The following is a 15,892-nucleotide window of genomic DNA, read 5'->3' on the forward strand; positions in this document are numbered from 1 at the left end:
ATGACCATGCTGTCGCGCGACGTGCCGGGGCGCGTCTCCTTGACGCTCGTCAGTCAGGGCGAGCAGGTAAACGTGTCTACGATTGGCGGCCGGGCCTATCTGGTCGATGCGCCGGGCGAGTTCGACCTGCCGGCGCAAAGGCGCATCTGGGCGCTGGCTGCGTTACTGCGGCAGCGTGACGATATCGAATCGCTGATCCCCGGCGTGACCAACCTGCTGGTGCTGTTCAAGCACATCCCGCCGGAGCCGTCCACCGTCGTCCATCTGCTGCGGGACGGTTGGGATCGTGCGCGGGCCGTTGCCTCTCAGGGAAAACTGATTGAAATTCCTGTCTGCTACGGCGGGGAGCACGCGACGGATCTGGATGCCGTGTGCGCCTTTACCGGGCTGACGGCAAAAGAGGTTATCCGCCGTCACTATCAGGGCGAGTACACGGTTTTTGCGCTCGGCAGCGCGCCGGGATTCGGCTATTTGCATGGTCTGGACCCGGCGCTGGCGACGCCACGTAAAAAAGTGCCGTCGCTAAATATGTTGAAAGGTACCGTGACCATCGGCGGTGCGCAGACGGGGGTGTCGGCGTTAACCGGACCGAACGGCTGGAACGCGATCGGCTTCGCCGATCTGCCGCTGTTCGACCCTTGGGCGGAAACGCCTGCGGTCATGGCGCCCGGAGACAACGTCCGTTTTCTGCCTGAGAGGATTGAACTGTGATTGAGGTGATGAAAACCGGTCCGTTGAATACCATTCAGGATCTTGGACGCACCGGCTTTCGCCATATCGGCGTCTCGGTCAGCGGGGTGATGGATGCACTGGCGCTGCGCGTCGGCAATATTATGCTCGGCAATGACGAAAATGCGGCCGGGATTGAGGTTCAACTTTTCCCTTTTCGCGTCCGTTTCACCGCTGATGGCGCCATCGCCCTGACCGGCGCCGATTGCCGCGCCGCGCTGGATGGCAAAGCGCTGCCGCCCTGGTGGGCCTGCGAGGTGCAGGCCGGGCAGGTGTTGGAGATGTCCTATCCTCGCCGTGGCGCTCGGGGTTATCTGTGTGTGGCGGGGGGGATTGATGTGCCTGTGGTTATGGGATCGCGGAGCACCGCGCTGCGCGGCAACTTCGGCGGACTGGATGGCCGCCCGTTGACGCAAGGCGACCGTTTGCCGGCGGGAAACGCGACGTCGTGTTCGCTACCAACCGGCGGTATTGGCGCGGTGCCGCCTGACGAGGCCCTGGCTGATATCTTTCCTGTCAGCCCGGAAGGCGTCATTCAACTACGGGCGATCCCCTCCGGCGAATTCGATCTGTTTGCCCACGACGCCGCGCGGTTCTGGTCGCAGTCGTGGATCATATCCCGGCACAGCGACCGTACCGGCTATCGCCTGAGCGGCGAGCCGCTCGTCCCGTCCCGNACGGTGGAAATGCGCTCCTACGGGTTAATCCCCGGCATTGTGCAGGTGCCTCCGGCGGGAGAACCCATTATTCAGCTGAGCGACGCCAATACGGCGGGCGGCTATCCTAAAATTGCGGGCGTCATCGAAGACGACCTCTGGCGATTGGGCCAGGCGCAGGCGGGCGATCGCCTGCAATTGGTTGAAAGCGATGCCGCCGAGGCGATTGCCGTCAACCGCGCAGTGAACGCGTATCTGCTTGGCGTCTCCCGCTGTTGTCATCAGGTTGCTGCCGCGGCGCTGAACGGATAGATCGCCGCGGGTCAGCTTTTCATGCCGCGCAGCCGTCCATCAGGCCGCAGCACCACCGTTGGCGGGCTGCCGCCACGTCTTTTCGATGATCGTTTCTCCCTGCTTCCGCGCCGTGCTCCCCCAATGACTCCTTATAAATAACGCCGAGTCTGGCGGCATGACGTGCCGCTGAAAGGGATCCTGTGGGCGTCGGTTGCGACCTGCGGGCATAAAAAACGGGGCGCAAAATCGGCCCCGTTAATTTGTCGGCATCGTTGAAACGGCGTTTAACGCATCCCTTCGCAAAAGGTCGCCAGACGGTCGCAGCCTTTTTGCAGTATCTCCATGCTGGTCGCATAAGAGAGGCGGAAGAACGGACTCATGCCGTAGGCCGCGCCCTGTACCGTCACCACGTGGTGCTCTTCCATCAGCGCCATCACGAAGTCGGCGTCGTTGGCGATAAAGCGGCCGCCTTGGGTGGTTTTGCCGATAAACGCGGCGATGTTCACAAACAGGTAAAACGCGCCCTGAGGTTTGTGGCACAGCAGGCCGTGAATGGAGGTCAGGCGCTCCAGGACATAGTCGCGCCGCTGGCGATAAATCTCCGCGCGTTCTTTCAGCAGATCCTGCGGGCCGTTCAGGACCGCGACGGCCGCCGCCTGAGTAAGCGTGGTCACGCCGCCGGCGTTCTGTGTATTGACGTTGCTCATCGCTTTAATCAGAGCGCTCGGTCCGCCGCAGAAGCCCAGCCGCCAGCCGGTCATCGACCAGGCTTTTGAGACGCCATTGACCGTCAGGACGCGATCTTGCAGGCGGGGTTCGACTTCCGCCATCGTATAAAAAGTCACGTCGTCGTAAATCAAATGCTCATAAATATCGTCGCTCAGGATCCAAATGTCGGGATGTCGCAGCATGACGTCCGCGATGCCCTGCAAATCGGCCCGGCTGGCGACCGAACCGGTGGGGTTGCTGGGGTAATTAAGCAGCAGCCATTTGGTTTTCGCGGTGATGGCCGCTTCGATGTCTTCCGGGTAAGGCTTGAAGTTGTTTTCCTGCGGACAGGCCACGGAGACCGGAACGCCGCCTGCGAATTTCACGATATCGGCATAGCTGATCCACGACGGAGACGGCAGCAGCACTTCGTCGCCCGGATTGATCGTCGCCATAAAGGCGTTGAAGATTATCTGCTTGGCGCCGCCGGCGGTAATGATCTGACTGATGTCGTAGTCCAGATGGTTGTCGCGCTTGAACTTGCGCTGAATAGCCGCGCGCAGCGCCGGTGTCCCGTCGGTGGGCGGATAGCGGGTATCGCCCGCCAGCGCGGCGGCGTAGGCGGCCTCCGTGGCATGTGGCGGNGTGGGAAAATCCGGCTCGCCGGTCGATAAGCCAATAACGTGGATACCTTGTGCGGCGAGGTCCCGCGCTTTCTGCGTCATAGCCACAGAAGCGGAAACGGTGACATTTTTCAGGCGATCGGCAATTTCAGGCATGTGCGGAGATTCCAGTCAGTCAGGGGCGTCATGCCGGTGAGGCCTGCCACGGCAGGATCAGGCGAGCGGCACGGTGCGAAAGCAGGTCGATGAATGACCCAGGTCGGGAAGAGCATAAAAGTGAATTCAGCGCAGAGGCTAATAGCGCTTTGTTGTGGTGACATAACTTAACGCGATGGTTGTGCGTGCTGGGGCAACGGAAGGGGTTGCCGTCTTGCTTCACCATGGTGCAAACGGAGGGGCGGAGCGCGCAAAATACGGCGAGCCAATAGGGCCTAACCGGCTGAAACCCTGGTCTCTATCGCGCCTTGTGCACGGTCGTTCGCGTTGGCCCCAATCTTGCTTTGATTAAGGTCAAGATCCCGCAGTGAGGAAGCCACTATGAATCTCCGTCGACTTAAATACTTCATCAAGATCGTTGACGTGGGCAGCCTGACGCAGGCCGCCGATGTTCTTCATATCGCGCAACCCGCTCTCAGCCAGCAGTTGGCGACGCTGGAAGGCGAGGTCAATCAGCAGCTGTTAATCCGCACCAAACGCGGCGTCACGCCGACCGAAGCGGGCAAAATTCTTTACACGCACGCACAGGCGATCCTGCGCCAGTGCGATCAGGCGCAAGTCGCCATCGACGGCGCCGGGCTGACCATGTCGGGCAGCGTGTCCGTCGGTCTGGCCCCGGGGACGGCCGCCCAGCAGCTGGCGCTGCCGCTGATGAAGGAAGTGCATCGGCTGCATCCCGGCATCGTGCTGTATTTCAATGAAAACTTCGGCACGACGCTGAGTGAACTCATCATGAACGGGCGTATGGATATGGCGGTGATTTACGGTAGCCGCGAGATCCACGGCCTGCGCTTTATGCCGCTGATGAAGGAAGACCTCTATTTCGTCTGTCCGCACGTGCTGGACGCGCCGAAAAGCAGCATTTCGCTGGCTGACGTCGCGCGCTACGACCTGTTCCTGCCGCGAATCTACAATACGATGCGCAAGGGGGTGGACGATGCCTTTGTTCAGGCGGGCGTATCCTACAAGGTTAACTGTGAAATCGAGTCGCAAACCACGCTGAATGCCGCCGTGGGCGAAGGATTGGGCTGTACGATCATGCCCGAGTCCGCCGCCCGCGGCATGCTACAGGCCAGCAACGCCTGGATGGCGAAGATCGTCGATCCGAACATTCAGGTCTCCCTGACGTTTTGCATGTCGGACCATCTGCCGCTCTCGCAGCCCGCGAAAGTCGTCAAAGACATCCTGTTATCGCTGATGGTGAAACGCACCACGGACANCCGTCCGCTGGCGCTGGTGGGGTAATAAGTCTCCCTTATCGTCGCAAAGCGAAACCCTCTTACCGAATCAACCTGTCGCCACGTTAGAGTGCGGATATCCCCAGTAAGCCGGGGCGACGGGCGGTTGTCGGACGTCGGCGACAGGCGACGATTCCGGTCATATTGACGTGTTGCCTGCCAACGTCCTCCTTCCTGTAGTGACCGCCTGTCTGTCCAGCTATCCACGGGAAGCGCCCGTCGCGTGGCGTAATGATGTCGGACGAGTTGACAGGATATTTATGCAAAACAGCCCATTAGCACTCCGGGAGCTACGTGCGGTGGCCCACACGATGCGCCGCTCGGGGTTAACCCAGATAGAGTTCGGCGGCAGCGATTACCATGTTCGCCTGAGGTTTGAACCGGCTTGCGATGCCTCGGCTGCGATGTCCGCGAGCGCGCGGGCAGACGAAGAGGGGCCGCAGACGGAGATTCTGCGGGCCTGCCTGCCCGGCACGGTTTATTTGCAGTATCCGGGACGCGAAGAGACGTTTGTTTCGCTCGGCGCCTCAGTCCGGCAAGGCGCGCTGCTGGCGCTGTTGAAGGTTGGGCTGGCCTACCTGCCTGTGCTGAGTCCGGCCGATGGCACGGTAACGTCGATGCCGGTCAGACAAGGGGATGCGGTCGAGTATGACAGCGTCATTCTCACCCTGAGAAAAACAGAGGCTTAATGATGAAATCGATAGATTTGAATGCCGATATCGGCGAAGGCTTCGGCGATTATCAGATTGCGGACGATGCGGCGCTGATGCCGCTGATCACCTCGGCCAACGTCGCCTGTGGTTTCCATGCTGGCGACGCGGCGATCATGGCGAAANCCGTCGCGCTGGCCAAACAGCATCATGTCGATCTCGGCGCGCACGTCGGGTTTCCCGATCTCATGGGATTCGGCCGCCGCCGGATGCAGATTGAACACGACACGCTGGCGCATTACGTCACCTATCAGCTCGGCGCCCTGTCGGCGTTCGCGCACGCGGCGCGTTACCCGCTGACTCATATGAGCTTTCACGGCGCTCTCGGCAACATGGTGTCAGAGGATGAAGCGCTGGCGGACGTCCTGCTCCGTGCGGTCAAAACCTTTGATCCGAATATGATTATCAGCACGATGGCGGGAAATGCGGTGGATCGCGTGGCGCGACGCCTTGGCTTACGCGTGGTGTGCGTTTTTCTGGCCGATCGCGCCTATGAAAGCGACGGACTACTGGTCAGCCGCGCCAAGCCGGGCGCGGTCATTCACGATACGGAACAGGTCAAGGCGCGTGTTCGCCGTTTGCTGACGGAAGGCACCATTGAGAGCATCGATGGCGATACGCTGACGCTCGACGTCTCCTCGATTCTGGTGCACGGAGATACGCCTGAGGCGATCGAGATGGTCAAAACGCTGCGCGCGACGATTGAAGAAACCGGCCTGCGTATTGCGCCGGTCTCCGAGCAAATTCGCCAGCAGAGCTGGGAGCAAACCGCGTTATAAGTCGCCCTTATCGCCTCAAACCGTTTATGTCTTATGCTTGCTTGTCTTTACTGGATAGAGTCGAAAAAAGGGCCGGTCTCCCATACAGGAAGGCCCGCCGATGATCAGGAGAGTTGAAATGCCGTTTTCAGATTACAAAACCGCGCTGGTGACCGGCGCATCCGCCGGGATGGGCGAAGCGATTGTCGAACGTCTGTGTCAGGAAGGACTGACGGTGCATGCCGTGGCGCGTCGTGAAGAGCAACTGGCGGCGCTGGCCGCGCGTACCGGCTGTATTCCTCATGCTATCGATGTCAGCGACACGGACGCCCTGACGCGCCTGTGCAGTGAAATCCAAATCGATGTGCTGGTGAACAACGCCGGCGTTTCCCGGTCTGGTTCCATTCTGGATGCCGACGAAGAGGTGATCGACACGCTGGTGGACGTCAACCTGCGAGCGGTGCTGCACCTCAGCCGCCTGGTGGTGCCAGGTATGAAGGAGCGAAACTGCGGACACGTCATTAACGTCAGTTCTATTGCCGCAGTTTACAACTTCAACGGCAACTCCATTTATCACGCGACCAAAGCGGGCGTCCATGCCCTCTCTCGCCAACTGCGGTTGGATTGTTACGGCAAAATGGTGCGGGTAACCGAGCTTTGTCCCGGCCGTGTGGCTACCGACATCATCGGTATCGCGATGGGCGATATTGAAGACGCTCGCCGTCGCTACATTGATGGTTTCGATTTACCGACGCCGAAAGATATCGCGGATACCGTGGCTTTCGTCCTCTCCGCACCGGTCAACGTGAACTTCGGCCATATTGAAATTACGCCGACCACGCAGGTGATGGGCGGCTTGTCGACCATGCGTCCGGGCGATTCCGTCGAGTAAATATAAGTACTATCAGGCGCTGAGGGAGATTAAACGATGACGCTCGATTTTTCCGCTGTTTTCACCGGTCAATTTGGATCGATGCTCGGCGAGGGGGCCATCGTTACCCTGAAGCTAGCGCTGGGGTCCTGGCTGCTGGCCATGATGCTGGCGCTATTATTGGTCGTGATCCGCCTGACGCATAAGCGCACGGCGGTCTTCCTGGTGTCGGCCTACGTGTCTTACCACCGTAATGTGCCGACGCTAATTCAGCTGATGATGTGGTACTTCGCTATTCCCACGCTGTTGCCGGAGTCGGTGCAGATGTGGATCAACGACTTCAATGCGGAGTTCCTCTTCTCCATGTTCGCACTTGGCCTATGTCAGGCCGCCTATTTCTCCGAAGACATCCGCAGCGGACTGCGGGCGATCCCCGACGGGCAGAACGAGGCGGCGCGCGCGCTGGGCATGAGCTACGGTCGTGCGATGCGACTGGTGATCCTGCCGCAGGGGTTGCGCAATTCACTGCCGTCGTTAATCAATCACACCGTGCTGTTGTTTAAGAACACCAGTCTGGCGATGGTCATCGGCGTCGCGGAGCTGACCTACGTCACCCGAGATATCGAAAACCAGACGTTCCGCACCTTCGAATCCTATCTGGTGGCCTCTATCGGCTATTTGGTCTTCTCTTTGCTGCTGATGGGGGCTGGCGCTCTGCTGGCTCGCCATTTCCAGCGCGTCTATGCGAGGTAATCCCGTGGCTGATATCTTCACGATTTTGCACGACAACGGGATGCTGTTTCTGATGGGCCAGTATCCGAATGGTCCCCTCGGCGGCGTGCTGTGTACGTTATTGATCTCCGTGCTGGCGATGTTGTTCGCTTTCCCGGTCGGCATGCTGTTGGGCATGGCGCGCATTTCTCCTTTTCGCTGGATACGCTGGCCGGCGGCCTGCTGGGTCTACGCGCTGCGCGGCATTCCGCTGCTGATGGTGGTGTTCTGGACCTATTTCTGCGTCCCTTTGCTGATCGGCCATAACATCAGCGGCTTCGCGACGATGCTGTGCACGCTGGTGATTTATGAAAGCGCCTACATCGCCGAGATCATTCGCGGCGGCATTCAGGCGCTGCCGTCCGGGCAGTACGAAGCGTCCCGCGCGTTGGGCATGAGTTACGTCAAAACGTTCCGCATGGTGATCCTGCCGCAGGCGCTCTACAACACCTTGCCCAGTCTGGTGAGCCAACTGGTGTCCATCATCAAGGACAGCACGCTGGGCTATGTGATCAATGTGCCGGAGCTGACCTTTGCCGCCAATCAGGTCAACAACCAGCTGCTGACCAAGCCGTTTCAGGTGTTCGCGATTGTGGCGCTGAGTTACTACGTCATTTGTTTTAGCCTGACCTGGCTGGCTAACCGGCTGGAAGCGCGCGTGGCGCGCAAGCGACGTAATGAAACCCCCGCCGGCCCGCCAGCCCAGAAAACCGAATTATTGACCGAAACACCGTCGCTATAAGGAATGCATGATGAGACCGATGATTATGTTTAACCGGGTCAGCAAATGGTATGGCGATTATCAGGCGTTGACTGAATTGAATGCCGAGATCAAAAGCGGCGAGGTCGTGGTGGTCTGCGGGCCGTCGGGGTCTGGCAAATCAACGCTGATCCGGACGGTCAACCGACTGGAGCCGATTGAAAAAGGACAAATCCTGTTCGACGGCATTGATATACACGGCACCAGCACCCGTCTCAACCAGCTGCGCACCCGCATTGGCTTTGTGTTCCAGAATTTCAATCTGTTCCCGCATGTCTCGGTGATGGATAACATCATGATGTCGCCGGTGAAGGTGCTGGGCGTCAAACGTTCGGAAGCGCGCAAACATGCGGGCGAACTGCTGGAGCGCGTCGGGCTGTCGCACAAGGCGAATGCCTATCCGGCCCAGCTTTCCGGGGGGCAGCAGCAGCGCGTGGCGATAGCGCGCGCGTTGGCGATGAAGCCGCCGGTCATGCTGTTCGATGAACCGACCTCGGCGCTGGACCCGGAGATGGTGGGGGAGGTGCTGAACGTGATGCGCGGGCTGGCGCAGGAAGGCATGACGATGATGTGCGTGACCCATGAGATGAATTTCGCCCGCGAAGTGGCGGACACCGTCTGGTTCATGGATCAGGGGCAGATTCTGGAGAAGGCCGCGCCCGAAAACTTCTTCCGAACGCCGCAACATCCCCGCGCGCAGCGCTTTTTGAGCGATCTGCGCCAACACTAAGGTTCATCCATCGTGGAACGACATCGCGCCGTCGCGGGTTAATACGACGGCGCGATCCTGTTTCTTCTTTCGATTCTTCGCTTCCCCGGAGTTGCTCGATTCACGTCGCCGCGTGAGTTTCGTCCTATTTCACTCCCGTTTTTGAGTCGAATCTTTCTGCATATCGTCCAGCGCCATATTCAACGCCAGCACATTGACCACCGGTTCGCCCAGAAAGTCGGGGCGCGGCGGCTGCGTATGCTCATCCACCAGCCGCCGTACGTCGCTTGCCGATAGATGGCGGGCCGACGCCACCCTGGGGGCCTGCCATAGCGCGGCCTGCGGCGAGATCTGCGGGTCCAGACCGCTGCCGGAGGCGGTGACCAGCTCGACGGGAACCGGGCCGCCCGCCTGCGGATTGGCGGCGCGCAGGTCCGCCACGCGCTGTTTGATGGCTTCGTCCTGCGCCGGATTGCTCACCGCCAGATTGCTGCCGGAAGAGGCCAGCGGGTTGTACGGCGTGCCGACGGTTGCCGACGGGCGACCGTGGAAATAATCCGCCCGAGTGAAGTGCTGGCCGATCAGCGCTGAGCCTCGAAGCTGCCCGTCACGTACGATCAGCGACCCGCCGGCGGTGTCCGGAAAGGCCCACAGGGATAACGACGTCGTCAACAGCGGATAGGCTGCGCCGGTGATGACGGCCAGCAGGCAAAACAGGGTAAGCGTGGGACGTATCAGGTTCATACTTTGGCTCCTCAGCCCAGACCCAGAACGGTCAACAGCATGTCGATCAGTTTGATGCCGATAAACGGCGTCGCGAGTCCGCCCGCGCCGTAAATCCACAGGTTACGGCTCAGCAGCGACGCCGCGGACATCGGCCGGTAGCGAACGCCTTTGAGCGCAAGCGGGATCAGCAGCACGATAATCAGCGCATTAAAGATCACGGCAGAAAGGATGGCCGAGTTCGGCGAATGCAGTTGCATCACATTCAGCTTGTCGAGCGCCGGATAGGTCGCTGCGAACGCCGCAGGGATGATGGCGAAATACTTGGCCACATCGTTGGCGATACTGAAGGNGGTCAGCGAGCCTCGGGTCATCAACATTTGTTTACCGATACGCACGNCCTCCAGCAGCTTGGTGGGATTGGAGTCCAAATCCACCATATTGCCCGCTTCCTTGGCCGCCTGCGTGCCCGAGTTCATCGCCACCGCCACGTCTGCCTGCGCCAGCGCGGGCGCATCGTTGGTGCCGTCGCCGGTCATGGCGACCATGCGGCCCTCGGCCTGATATTGGCGGATCAGGGCCAGTTTGGCTTCCGGCGTCGCCTCTGATAAAAAGTCATCGACCCCGGCCTCGGCGGCGATGGCGGCCGCGGTCAGCGGGTTGTCGCCGGTGACCATCACGGTTTTGATCCCCATCCGGCGCAGTTCCGCAAAGCGTTCCCTGATGCCGCCTTTGACGATGTCTTTCAGCGCCACCACCCCCATCACGGCGTTATCCTCCGCCACGATCAGCGGCGTTCCGCCGGAGCGGGCGACCGACTCCACCTGCGCGTTGACCGCCGCGGGGAACTGCCCACCCTGTCTCTCGATGTGACGGCGAATGGCGTCGGCCGCGCCTTTACGCAATCTCTTCGAACCGATATTCACGCCGCTCATGCGGGTCTGCGCGGAAAAGGGGATGAACGTGGCGTTCAGGCTTTGCAGGTCGCGTTCGCGCAGGTTGAACTTCTGCTTGGCCAGCACCACGATGCTGCGGCCTTCCGGGGTTTCATCCGCCAGCGACGCGAGCTGAGCGGCGTTCGCCAGCGCCTCTTCCGTGATGCCGGGCGCGGGCAGAAACTGGCTGGCCTGTCGGTTGCCCAGCGTGATGGTGCCGGTTTTGTCCAGCAGCAGCACATCGACATCTCCCGCCGCTTCTACTGCGCGCCCGCTGGTGGCGATTACATTCGCGGCCAGCATCCGGCTCATTCCCGCAATCCCAATTGCCGACAGCAGCGCGCCGATGGTGGTGGGGATCAGGCAGACCAGCAGGGCCACCAGCACGATGACGCTGACCGGCGTACCGCTCCAGGCTGAGAAGGGGTAGAGCGTCGCGGTCGCCAGCAAAAAGACGATGGTCAGCGCGATCAGCAGGATGGAAAGCGCGATCTCATTGGGCGTTTTGCGACGCTTGGCCCCTTCCACCATCGCGATCATCCGGTCCAGAAAAGTTTCGCCGGGGTTGACGCTGCACTGGATCACCAGCCAGTCGGAGAGGATGCGCGTTCCGCCCGTGACGGAAGCGAAATCGCCCCCGGCCTCGCGAATAACGGGCGCGGATTCGCCGGTGATGGCGCTTTCATCCACGGAAGCACCGCCCGCCAACACTTCGCCGTCGCAGGGGATGATGTCGCCGGCTTCCACCAGCACCCCATCGCCTTTTCGCAGGCTTTCGGCCATGACCTGCTGGTTCGGCGCGTCGTGTTTCGGCTCCGCCAGTTTTTTCGCCCAGCGGGTGCGTTTGATGCCTTTCAGACTCTCGGCCTGCGCCTTGCTGCGCCCCTCGGCCAGCGCTTCGGCGTAGTTGGCGAACAGCACGGTAAACCACAGCCATAGGCCGATCGCCGCGGTGAACGTCAGTTCCCCCGTCAGCCAACCCATGCCCGTGCCGACGGCCAGCAGCGTCGCCAGAATACTGCCCAGGAATACGACAAACATCACCGGATTGCGATATTGCATCCGGGGGTCCAGCTTCCTGAATGACTCGACCAGCGCGGCGCGCCACAGCGGGTTGCGAGGCTGGGAAAGCGTGTTAAGTCCCATAAAATGTGTCTCCGGCAATGAATAACGCCATCACTGCAAATGTTCGATAATTGGCCCCAGGGCCAGCGATGGAATGAAGGTCAGCGCCCCGACCAGCAGCACGGTGCCGATAATCAGCCCGACAAACAGCGCGCCGTGGGTCGGCAGCGTCCCGACGCTGGCGGGCTGCGTAGGTCGACTTGCCAGTGAGCCGGCGATCGCCAGGACAGGGATAATGGGGGCGAAGCGGCCAATCAGCATGGCGGCCCCCAGCAACAGGTTGTAGAAGGGCGNGTTCGCGGACAGCCCGGCGAACGCGCTGCCGTTATTGTTAGCGACGGACGTGAGCGCATACAGCACCTCGGTAAAACCGTGGGGGNCGGGGTTGAATATGCCGGCTTGGCCTGCGTCGGTCATCATCGCCCACGCGGTGCCAAGCAGGACCAGCGTCGGGGCGATCAGGATGGCGATCGCCGTCNTTTTCATTTCCGGTACGCCGATTTTTTTCCCAAGATACTCCGGCGTGCGGCCAATCATCAGTCCGGCGACAAACACCGCCAGCAGCACGTTCATCAGCATGCCGTACAGGCCGGAACCTNCGCCGCCGAACACCACTTCGCCGATCTGCATCAGCCACAGCGGCACCAATCCGCCCAACGCGGNGAAGGAGTCGTGCATCGCGTTCACCGCGCCGCTTGAGGCCGCCGTTGTAATGACCGCGAACAACGCGGATTGCAGGATGCCGAAGCGGCTCTCTTTGCCTTCCCAATTCAGCGCGCTGTCCGCACCGTAGGCGGCCAGATGCGGATTGCCATCGACTTCGGCCCACATGACCACGGCGGCGGCGACCACGAACATCGNCAGCATCGCCCACAGCACGGTGTGCCCTTGTCGGGTATCGCGGATCGCCCGGCCAAACGCCAGACACAGCGCGGCGGGGATCAGCAACATCGCCAGCATTTGCACGAAGTTCGTCAACGCCGTCGGATTCTCGAACGGATGCGCCGAGTTGGCGTTAAACAGCCCCCCGCCGTTGACGCCGAGCATTTTGATGGCTTCCTGCGAGGCTACCGGCCCCATCGGCAGTGTTTGCTGCACGCCTTCCAGCGTAGTGAAGGTCAGATAAGGGCTGAGGTTTTGCGGCACGCCCTGACTGACCATCAACAGCGCCGTCAGCAGAGACAGCGGCAGCAGTACGAACAGCGTCGTTCGCGTCAGGTCGCGCCACGCGTTGCCCAGCTTGTCGGTGGCGTGACGGGCGAACCCGCGAATCAGCGCGAACAGCACCGCGAAACCGGTCGCCGCCGAGAGGAAGTTCTGCACGGTCAGCCCCATCATCGTGCTGAAGTGGCTGAGGGTGCTTTCCCCGGCGTAGGCCTGCCAGTTGGTGTTGCTGACGAAACTGATGGCCGTATTCAGCGCCAGATGCCACGACAGCCCCGACAGTCCTTGCGGATTAAGCGGTAGCGATCCCTGAAGCATTAGGATGGCGAACAACATGACGATGCCCAGCAGGTTGAACGCCAGCACCGCCGCCAGATATTGACGCCAGTTCATGTCGCCGTCCGAGATGCCGCACAGTCGCCAGATAGCACGCTCAGTTCCCGCCGTGCCCGGCAGCGTTCTGTCATGAATGAGTCCCGTCAGCAGGCGTCCCAGCGGTTGGGCCAATAGCAGCAGCGCCGTCAGGTAGACGGCGAGGAGTAAAACAGCGTCGGCGGCCATCACAGCGCCTCCGCATGAAACAGGGCGTAAAACAGGTAGCCCAGTAACAAAAAGACCAGCACGATGCCGGCGATGATTCCTGCGCTCACGGTGATTCTCCAGGTGTGAAGGGAACACGGAGGAGGGTAGAGAAAGGGACATAAAAATGTCGTCAAATTGCGGAAGGGCGGTATAAAAATTTTGTATAAATGGCGGAAAACCGGCGTTTCGCTGGAAGGATATTCACGCGCTAAAACCGGTAAGGTGAAATAATGAAGGTCACCAACAGTAAACAGCTCAGTTGTTATATGAAAGATGTCCGTATTACGCAGAAGCTTTCACAAGCGAAAGTGGCGACTAACAGTGGGCATTCGTCAGGATACGATATCCAGCCTTGAACACCGTCCGGACTCCACCAAGCTGGACACCTTCTTCAAGATACTGTCAGCATTAAATTCAGAACTCACCGTTTCCCCAAGAAATGCGGATGCTGCTGACGGGGTTTCTATTGCAACATCATCCTGGAAGGAAGAGTGGTGATGGCTTCTCACGATGTTTATATGAATGGCTACCGGGTGGGTGTTTTCACCAAAACAGGTAGTGGGGCGCATCATTTTTCTTATGACGAAAACTGGCTGGGATTATCGGACAGCCGCCCCATTTCACTTTCTATGCCATTACGTCATCAGGCCTATAAAGGGGACGAAGTTTATAACTTCTTTGACAATTTGCTGCCGGATAACCCGGATATCAGAAGACGAATTGTCTCTAGGCATCACGCAGATTCTATCCAGCCGTTTGACCTACTGGCGTGGTAATGACGGTCTTGAACAGTGGTTGAAGCGATAAAAAATCCCGCATAACAAGGCGCTGTGCGGGATGAGTGGAAGTAAGTGGACGCTTACGGACTTAGCGTTACTTGCCGATGCAGAAGCTGGAGAATATGCGGCCCAATAAGTCGTCGGAGGTGAATTCCCCGGTGATCTCGCTGAGCGCCTGTTGCGATAGCCTCAGTTCTTCCGCTAACAGCTCGCCCGCGTAAGCGCTGACCAGCTGTTCACGGCCTTGTTCGAGATGTTCGGCCGCGCTTTCCAACGCTTGTAGATGGCGGCGGCGGGCCAGAAAGCCGCTTTCAGTGCTGCTGGTAAAGCCCATGCTCTCTTTCAGATGATTGCGCAGCAGATCTACGCCCTCCCCGGTACGCGCCGACAGCCTGATGAGCGAGTGGGTGCTCATATCCTCGATACCGAGCGTTTCTCCGGTGATGTCCGCTTTGTTGCGCACCACGGTGATCGGCAACGTTTTCGGTAGGCGCGCCATAAACTCCGGCCAGAGGGCGGCAGGTTCGCTGGCCTCGGTGGTGGTGCCGTCCACCATAAACAGCACCCGATCGGCCTGCTCGATTTCCTGCCAGGCGCGCTCGATACCGATACGTTCCACTTCGTCGTTGGCATCGCGCAGACCGGCGGTATCGATGATGTGCAGCGGCATGCCGTCAATATGAATGTGTTCGCGCAGCACGTCGCGCGTGGTGCCTGCGATATCGGTGACGATAGCCGCCTCTCGGCCTGCCAGCGCGTTCAGCAGGCTGGACTTACCGGCGTTAGGGCGGCCGGCGATGACCACTTTCATGCCCTCGCGCAGCAGACTGCCCTGTCGGGCTTCGGCCCGGACGCCATTCAAATCGGCGATGACCGCGTTGAGCTGAGCCTCAATTTTGCCGTCGGAAAGGAAATCAATTTCCTCATCCGGGAAATCAATCGCCGCTTCAACATAGATGCGAAGGTGCGTCAACGCGTCGACCAACTGATGAATTCGACTGGAGAAAACGCCCTGCAGGGAGTTCACGGCGGAGCGTGCGGCCTGTTCTGAGCTGGCGTCGATCAGGTCGGCGATGGCTTCCGCCTGCGCCAAATCCAGCTTATCGTTGAGGAAAGCGCGCTCTGAGAACTCGCCCGGACGGGCGATGCGTACGCCCGGCAGCGTCAGGATGCGCTTCAGCAGCAGGTCCAGAATCACCGGGCCGCCGTGTCCCTGTAATTCCAGCACGTCTTCGCCGGTGAACGAGTTCGGATTGGGAAACCACAGGGCAATGCCCTGATCGAGCACGCTGCCGTCGGCGTCCATGAAAGGCAGGTAGTCTGCATAACGCGGACGCGGCAGTTTTCCCAGCACGGCTTGCGCCACGGCCGNCGCGGCGGAACCGGAAATACGCAGAATACCTACGCCGCCGCGTCCCGGAGGCGTGGCTTGGGCGACGATGGTGNCGGTATGGCTCATGATCATCTCTCTAAATTACATAAAAAAATAAGGCGGTCAGTGACCGCCTTACGTTAGAAATGAGGTTGGCAATCAGCCAGCG

16 protein-coding genes and 1 pseudogene are annotated in these 15,892 nt (G+C 60.1%); 11 read left to right on the forward strand and 6 right to left on the reverse strand.

What is annotated here, in order from left to right; genetic code table 11:
- Nucleotides 1–6: 6 nt before the first annotated feature.
- Nucleotides 7–711, forward strand: a complete 705-nt coding sequence (pxpB, locus tag RZ35_RS13560) for a 5-oxoprolinase subunit PxpB (protein WP_051625587.1) — start codon at nt 7–9, stop codon at nt 709–711.
- A complete protein-coding gene (locus tag RZ35_RS13565; protein ID WP_026743801.1) occupies nt 708–1,697 on the forward strand; it encodes a 5-oxoprolinase subunit C family protein in 990 nt (329 codons plus the stop codon). The genes pxpB and RZ35_RS13565 overlap by 4 nt, the downstream gene beginning before the upstream one ends.
- A gap of 266 nt (nt 1,698–1,963) precedes the next feature.
- On the opposite strand, the gene RZ35_RS13570 is transcribed toward RZ35_RS13565, so the two are convergent.
- Nucleotides 1,964–3,166, reverse strand: coding sequence for a pyridoxal phosphate-dependent aminotransferase (locus RZ35_RS13570; protein ID WP_026743802.1), 1,203 nt, complete (start codon nt 3,164–3,166; stop codon nt 1,964–1,966).
- A gap of 381 nt (nt 3,167–3,547) precedes the next feature.
- On the opposite strand from RZ35_RS13570, the gene nac reads away from it, so the two are divergent.
- The 7 genes from nac to RZ35_RS13605 all read left to right on the forward strand — a co-directional run bounded on the left by nac (nt 3,548) and on the right by RZ35_RS13605 (nt 9,064).
- A complete protein-coding gene (nac, locus tag RZ35_RS13575) occupies nt 3,548–4,471 on the forward strand; it encodes a nitrogen assimilation transcriptional regulator NAC (RefSeq protein ID WP_026743803.1) in 924 nt (307 codons plus the stop codon).
- A 253-nt stretch (nt 4,472–4,724) separates the two neighbouring features.
- On the forward strand, nt 4,725–5,153 hold the full coding sequence (locus RZ35_RS13580; RefSeq protein WP_036153461.1) for an acetyl-CoA carboxylase biotin carboxyl carrier protein: 429 nt from the start codon (nt 4,725–4,727) through the stop codon (nt 5,151–5,153).
- Between the two features lie 2 nt (nt 5,154–5,155).
- Nucleotides 5,156–5,953: a 5-oxoprolinase subunit PxpA gene (locus tag RZ35_RS13585; RefSeq protein ID WP_026743805.1), complete on the forward strand. Its 798-nt coding sequence runs from the start codon at nt 5,156–5,158 to the stop codon at nt 5,951–5,953.
- A gap of 118 nt (nt 5,954–6,071) precedes the next feature.
- Entirely contained in the window at nt 6,072–6,824 is a 753-nt protein-coding gene (locus RZ35_RS13590; protein WP_026743806.1) for an SDR family oxidoreductase, read from the forward strand.
- A gap of 36 nt (nt 6,825–6,860) precedes the next feature.
- Nucleotides 6,861–7,556 carry an amino acid ABC transporter permease gene (locus RZ35_RS13595; protein WP_026743807.1) on the forward strand — a complete coding sequence of 232 codons (696 nt, stop codon included), beginning with the start codon at nt 6,861–6,863 and terminating at the stop codon, nt 7,554–7,556.
- A gap of 4 nt (nt 7,557–7,560) precedes the next feature.
- The gene (locus RZ35_RS13600) at nt 7,561–8,316 is read left to right on the forward strand and encodes an amino acid ABC transporter permease (protein ID WP_026743808.1); all 756 of its coding nucleotides are present in this window, start codon (nt 7,561–7,563) and stop codon (nt 8,314–8,316) included.
- Nucleotides 8,317–8,326: 10 nt separating this feature from the next.
- Nucleotides 8,327–9,064 (forward strand): amino acid ABC transporter ATP-binding protein, encoded by a 738-nt coding sequence (locus RZ35_RS13605; protein WP_026743809.1) that lies wholly within the window; start codon nt 8,327–8,329, stop codon nt 9,062–9,064.
- Nucleotides 9,065–9,193: 129 nt separating this feature from the next.
- Here the strand turns inward: RZ35_RS13605 and kdpC are convergent, their stop codons facing one another.
- The 4 genes from kdpC to kdpF form a co-directional block, all read right to left on the reverse strand.
- Nucleotides 9,194–9,787 carry a potassium-transporting ATPase subunit KdpC gene (gene kdpC, locus RZ35_RS13610; protein ID WP_026743810.1) on the reverse strand — a complete coding sequence of 198 codons (594 nt, stop codon included), beginning with the start codon at nt 9,785–9,787 and terminating at the stop codon, nt 9,194–9,196.
- An 11-nt stretch (nt 9,788–9,798) separates the two neighbouring features.
- The gene (kdpB, locus tag RZ35_RS13615; protein WP_026743811.1) at nt 9,799–11,847 is read right to left on the reverse strand and encodes a potassium-transporting ATPase subunit KdpB; all 2,049 of its coding nucleotides are present in this window, start codon (nt 11,845–11,847) and stop codon (nt 9,799–9,801) included.
- Between the two features lie 30 nt (nt 11,848–11,877).
- A complete protein-coding gene (kdpA, locus tag RZ35_RS13620; RefSeq protein WP_026743812.1) occupies nt 11,878–13,551 on the reverse strand; it encodes a potassium-transporting ATPase subunit KdpA in 1,674 nt (557 codons plus the stop codon).
- Entirely contained in the window at nt 13,551–13,640 is a 90-nt protein-coding gene (kdpF, locus tag RZ35_RS17455; protein WP_071999802.1) for a K(+)-transporting ATPase subunit F, read from the reverse strand. Before kdpF ends, kdpA begins: the two co-directional genes overlap by 1 nt.
- A gap of 162 nt (nt 13,641–13,802) precedes the next feature.
- On the opposite strand from kdpF, the pseudogene RZ35_RS18360 reads away from it, so the two are divergent.
- Together RZ35_RS18360 and RZ35_RS13625 are read left to right on the forward strand one after the other, a co-directional pair.
- Nucleotides 13,803–14,070 (forward strand): annotated as a pseudogene (locus RZ35_RS18360) (helix-turn-helix domain-containing protein).
- Complete coding sequence (locus RZ35_RS13625) at nt 14,070–14,348, forward strand: HipA N-terminal domain-containing protein (RefSeq protein WP_026743813.1); 279 nt, start codon at nt 14,070–14,072, stop codon at nt 14,346–14,348. The pseudogene RZ35_RS18360 and the gene RZ35_RS13625 overlap by 1 nt, the downstream one beginning before the upstream one ends.
- Nucleotides 14,349–14,445: 97 nt before the next feature.
- On the opposite strand, the gene mnmE is transcribed toward RZ35_RS13625, so the two are convergent.
- A complete protein-coding gene (gene mnmE / locus RZ35_RS13630; RefSeq protein WP_026743814.1) occupies nt 14,446–15,810 on the reverse strand; it encodes a tRNA uridine-5-carboxymethylaminomethyl(34) synthesis GTPase MnmE in 1,365 nt (454 codons plus the stop codon).
- Nucleotides 15,811–15,892 lie beyond the last annotated feature (82 nt).

It is taken from the genome of Lonsdalea quercina subsp. quercina (assembly GCF_000688655.1).
In the GTDB taxonomy this organism is placed as follows: Bacteria; Pseudomonadota; Gammaproteobacteria; order Enterobacterales; family Enterobacteriaceae; genus Lonsdalea; species Lonsdalea quercina.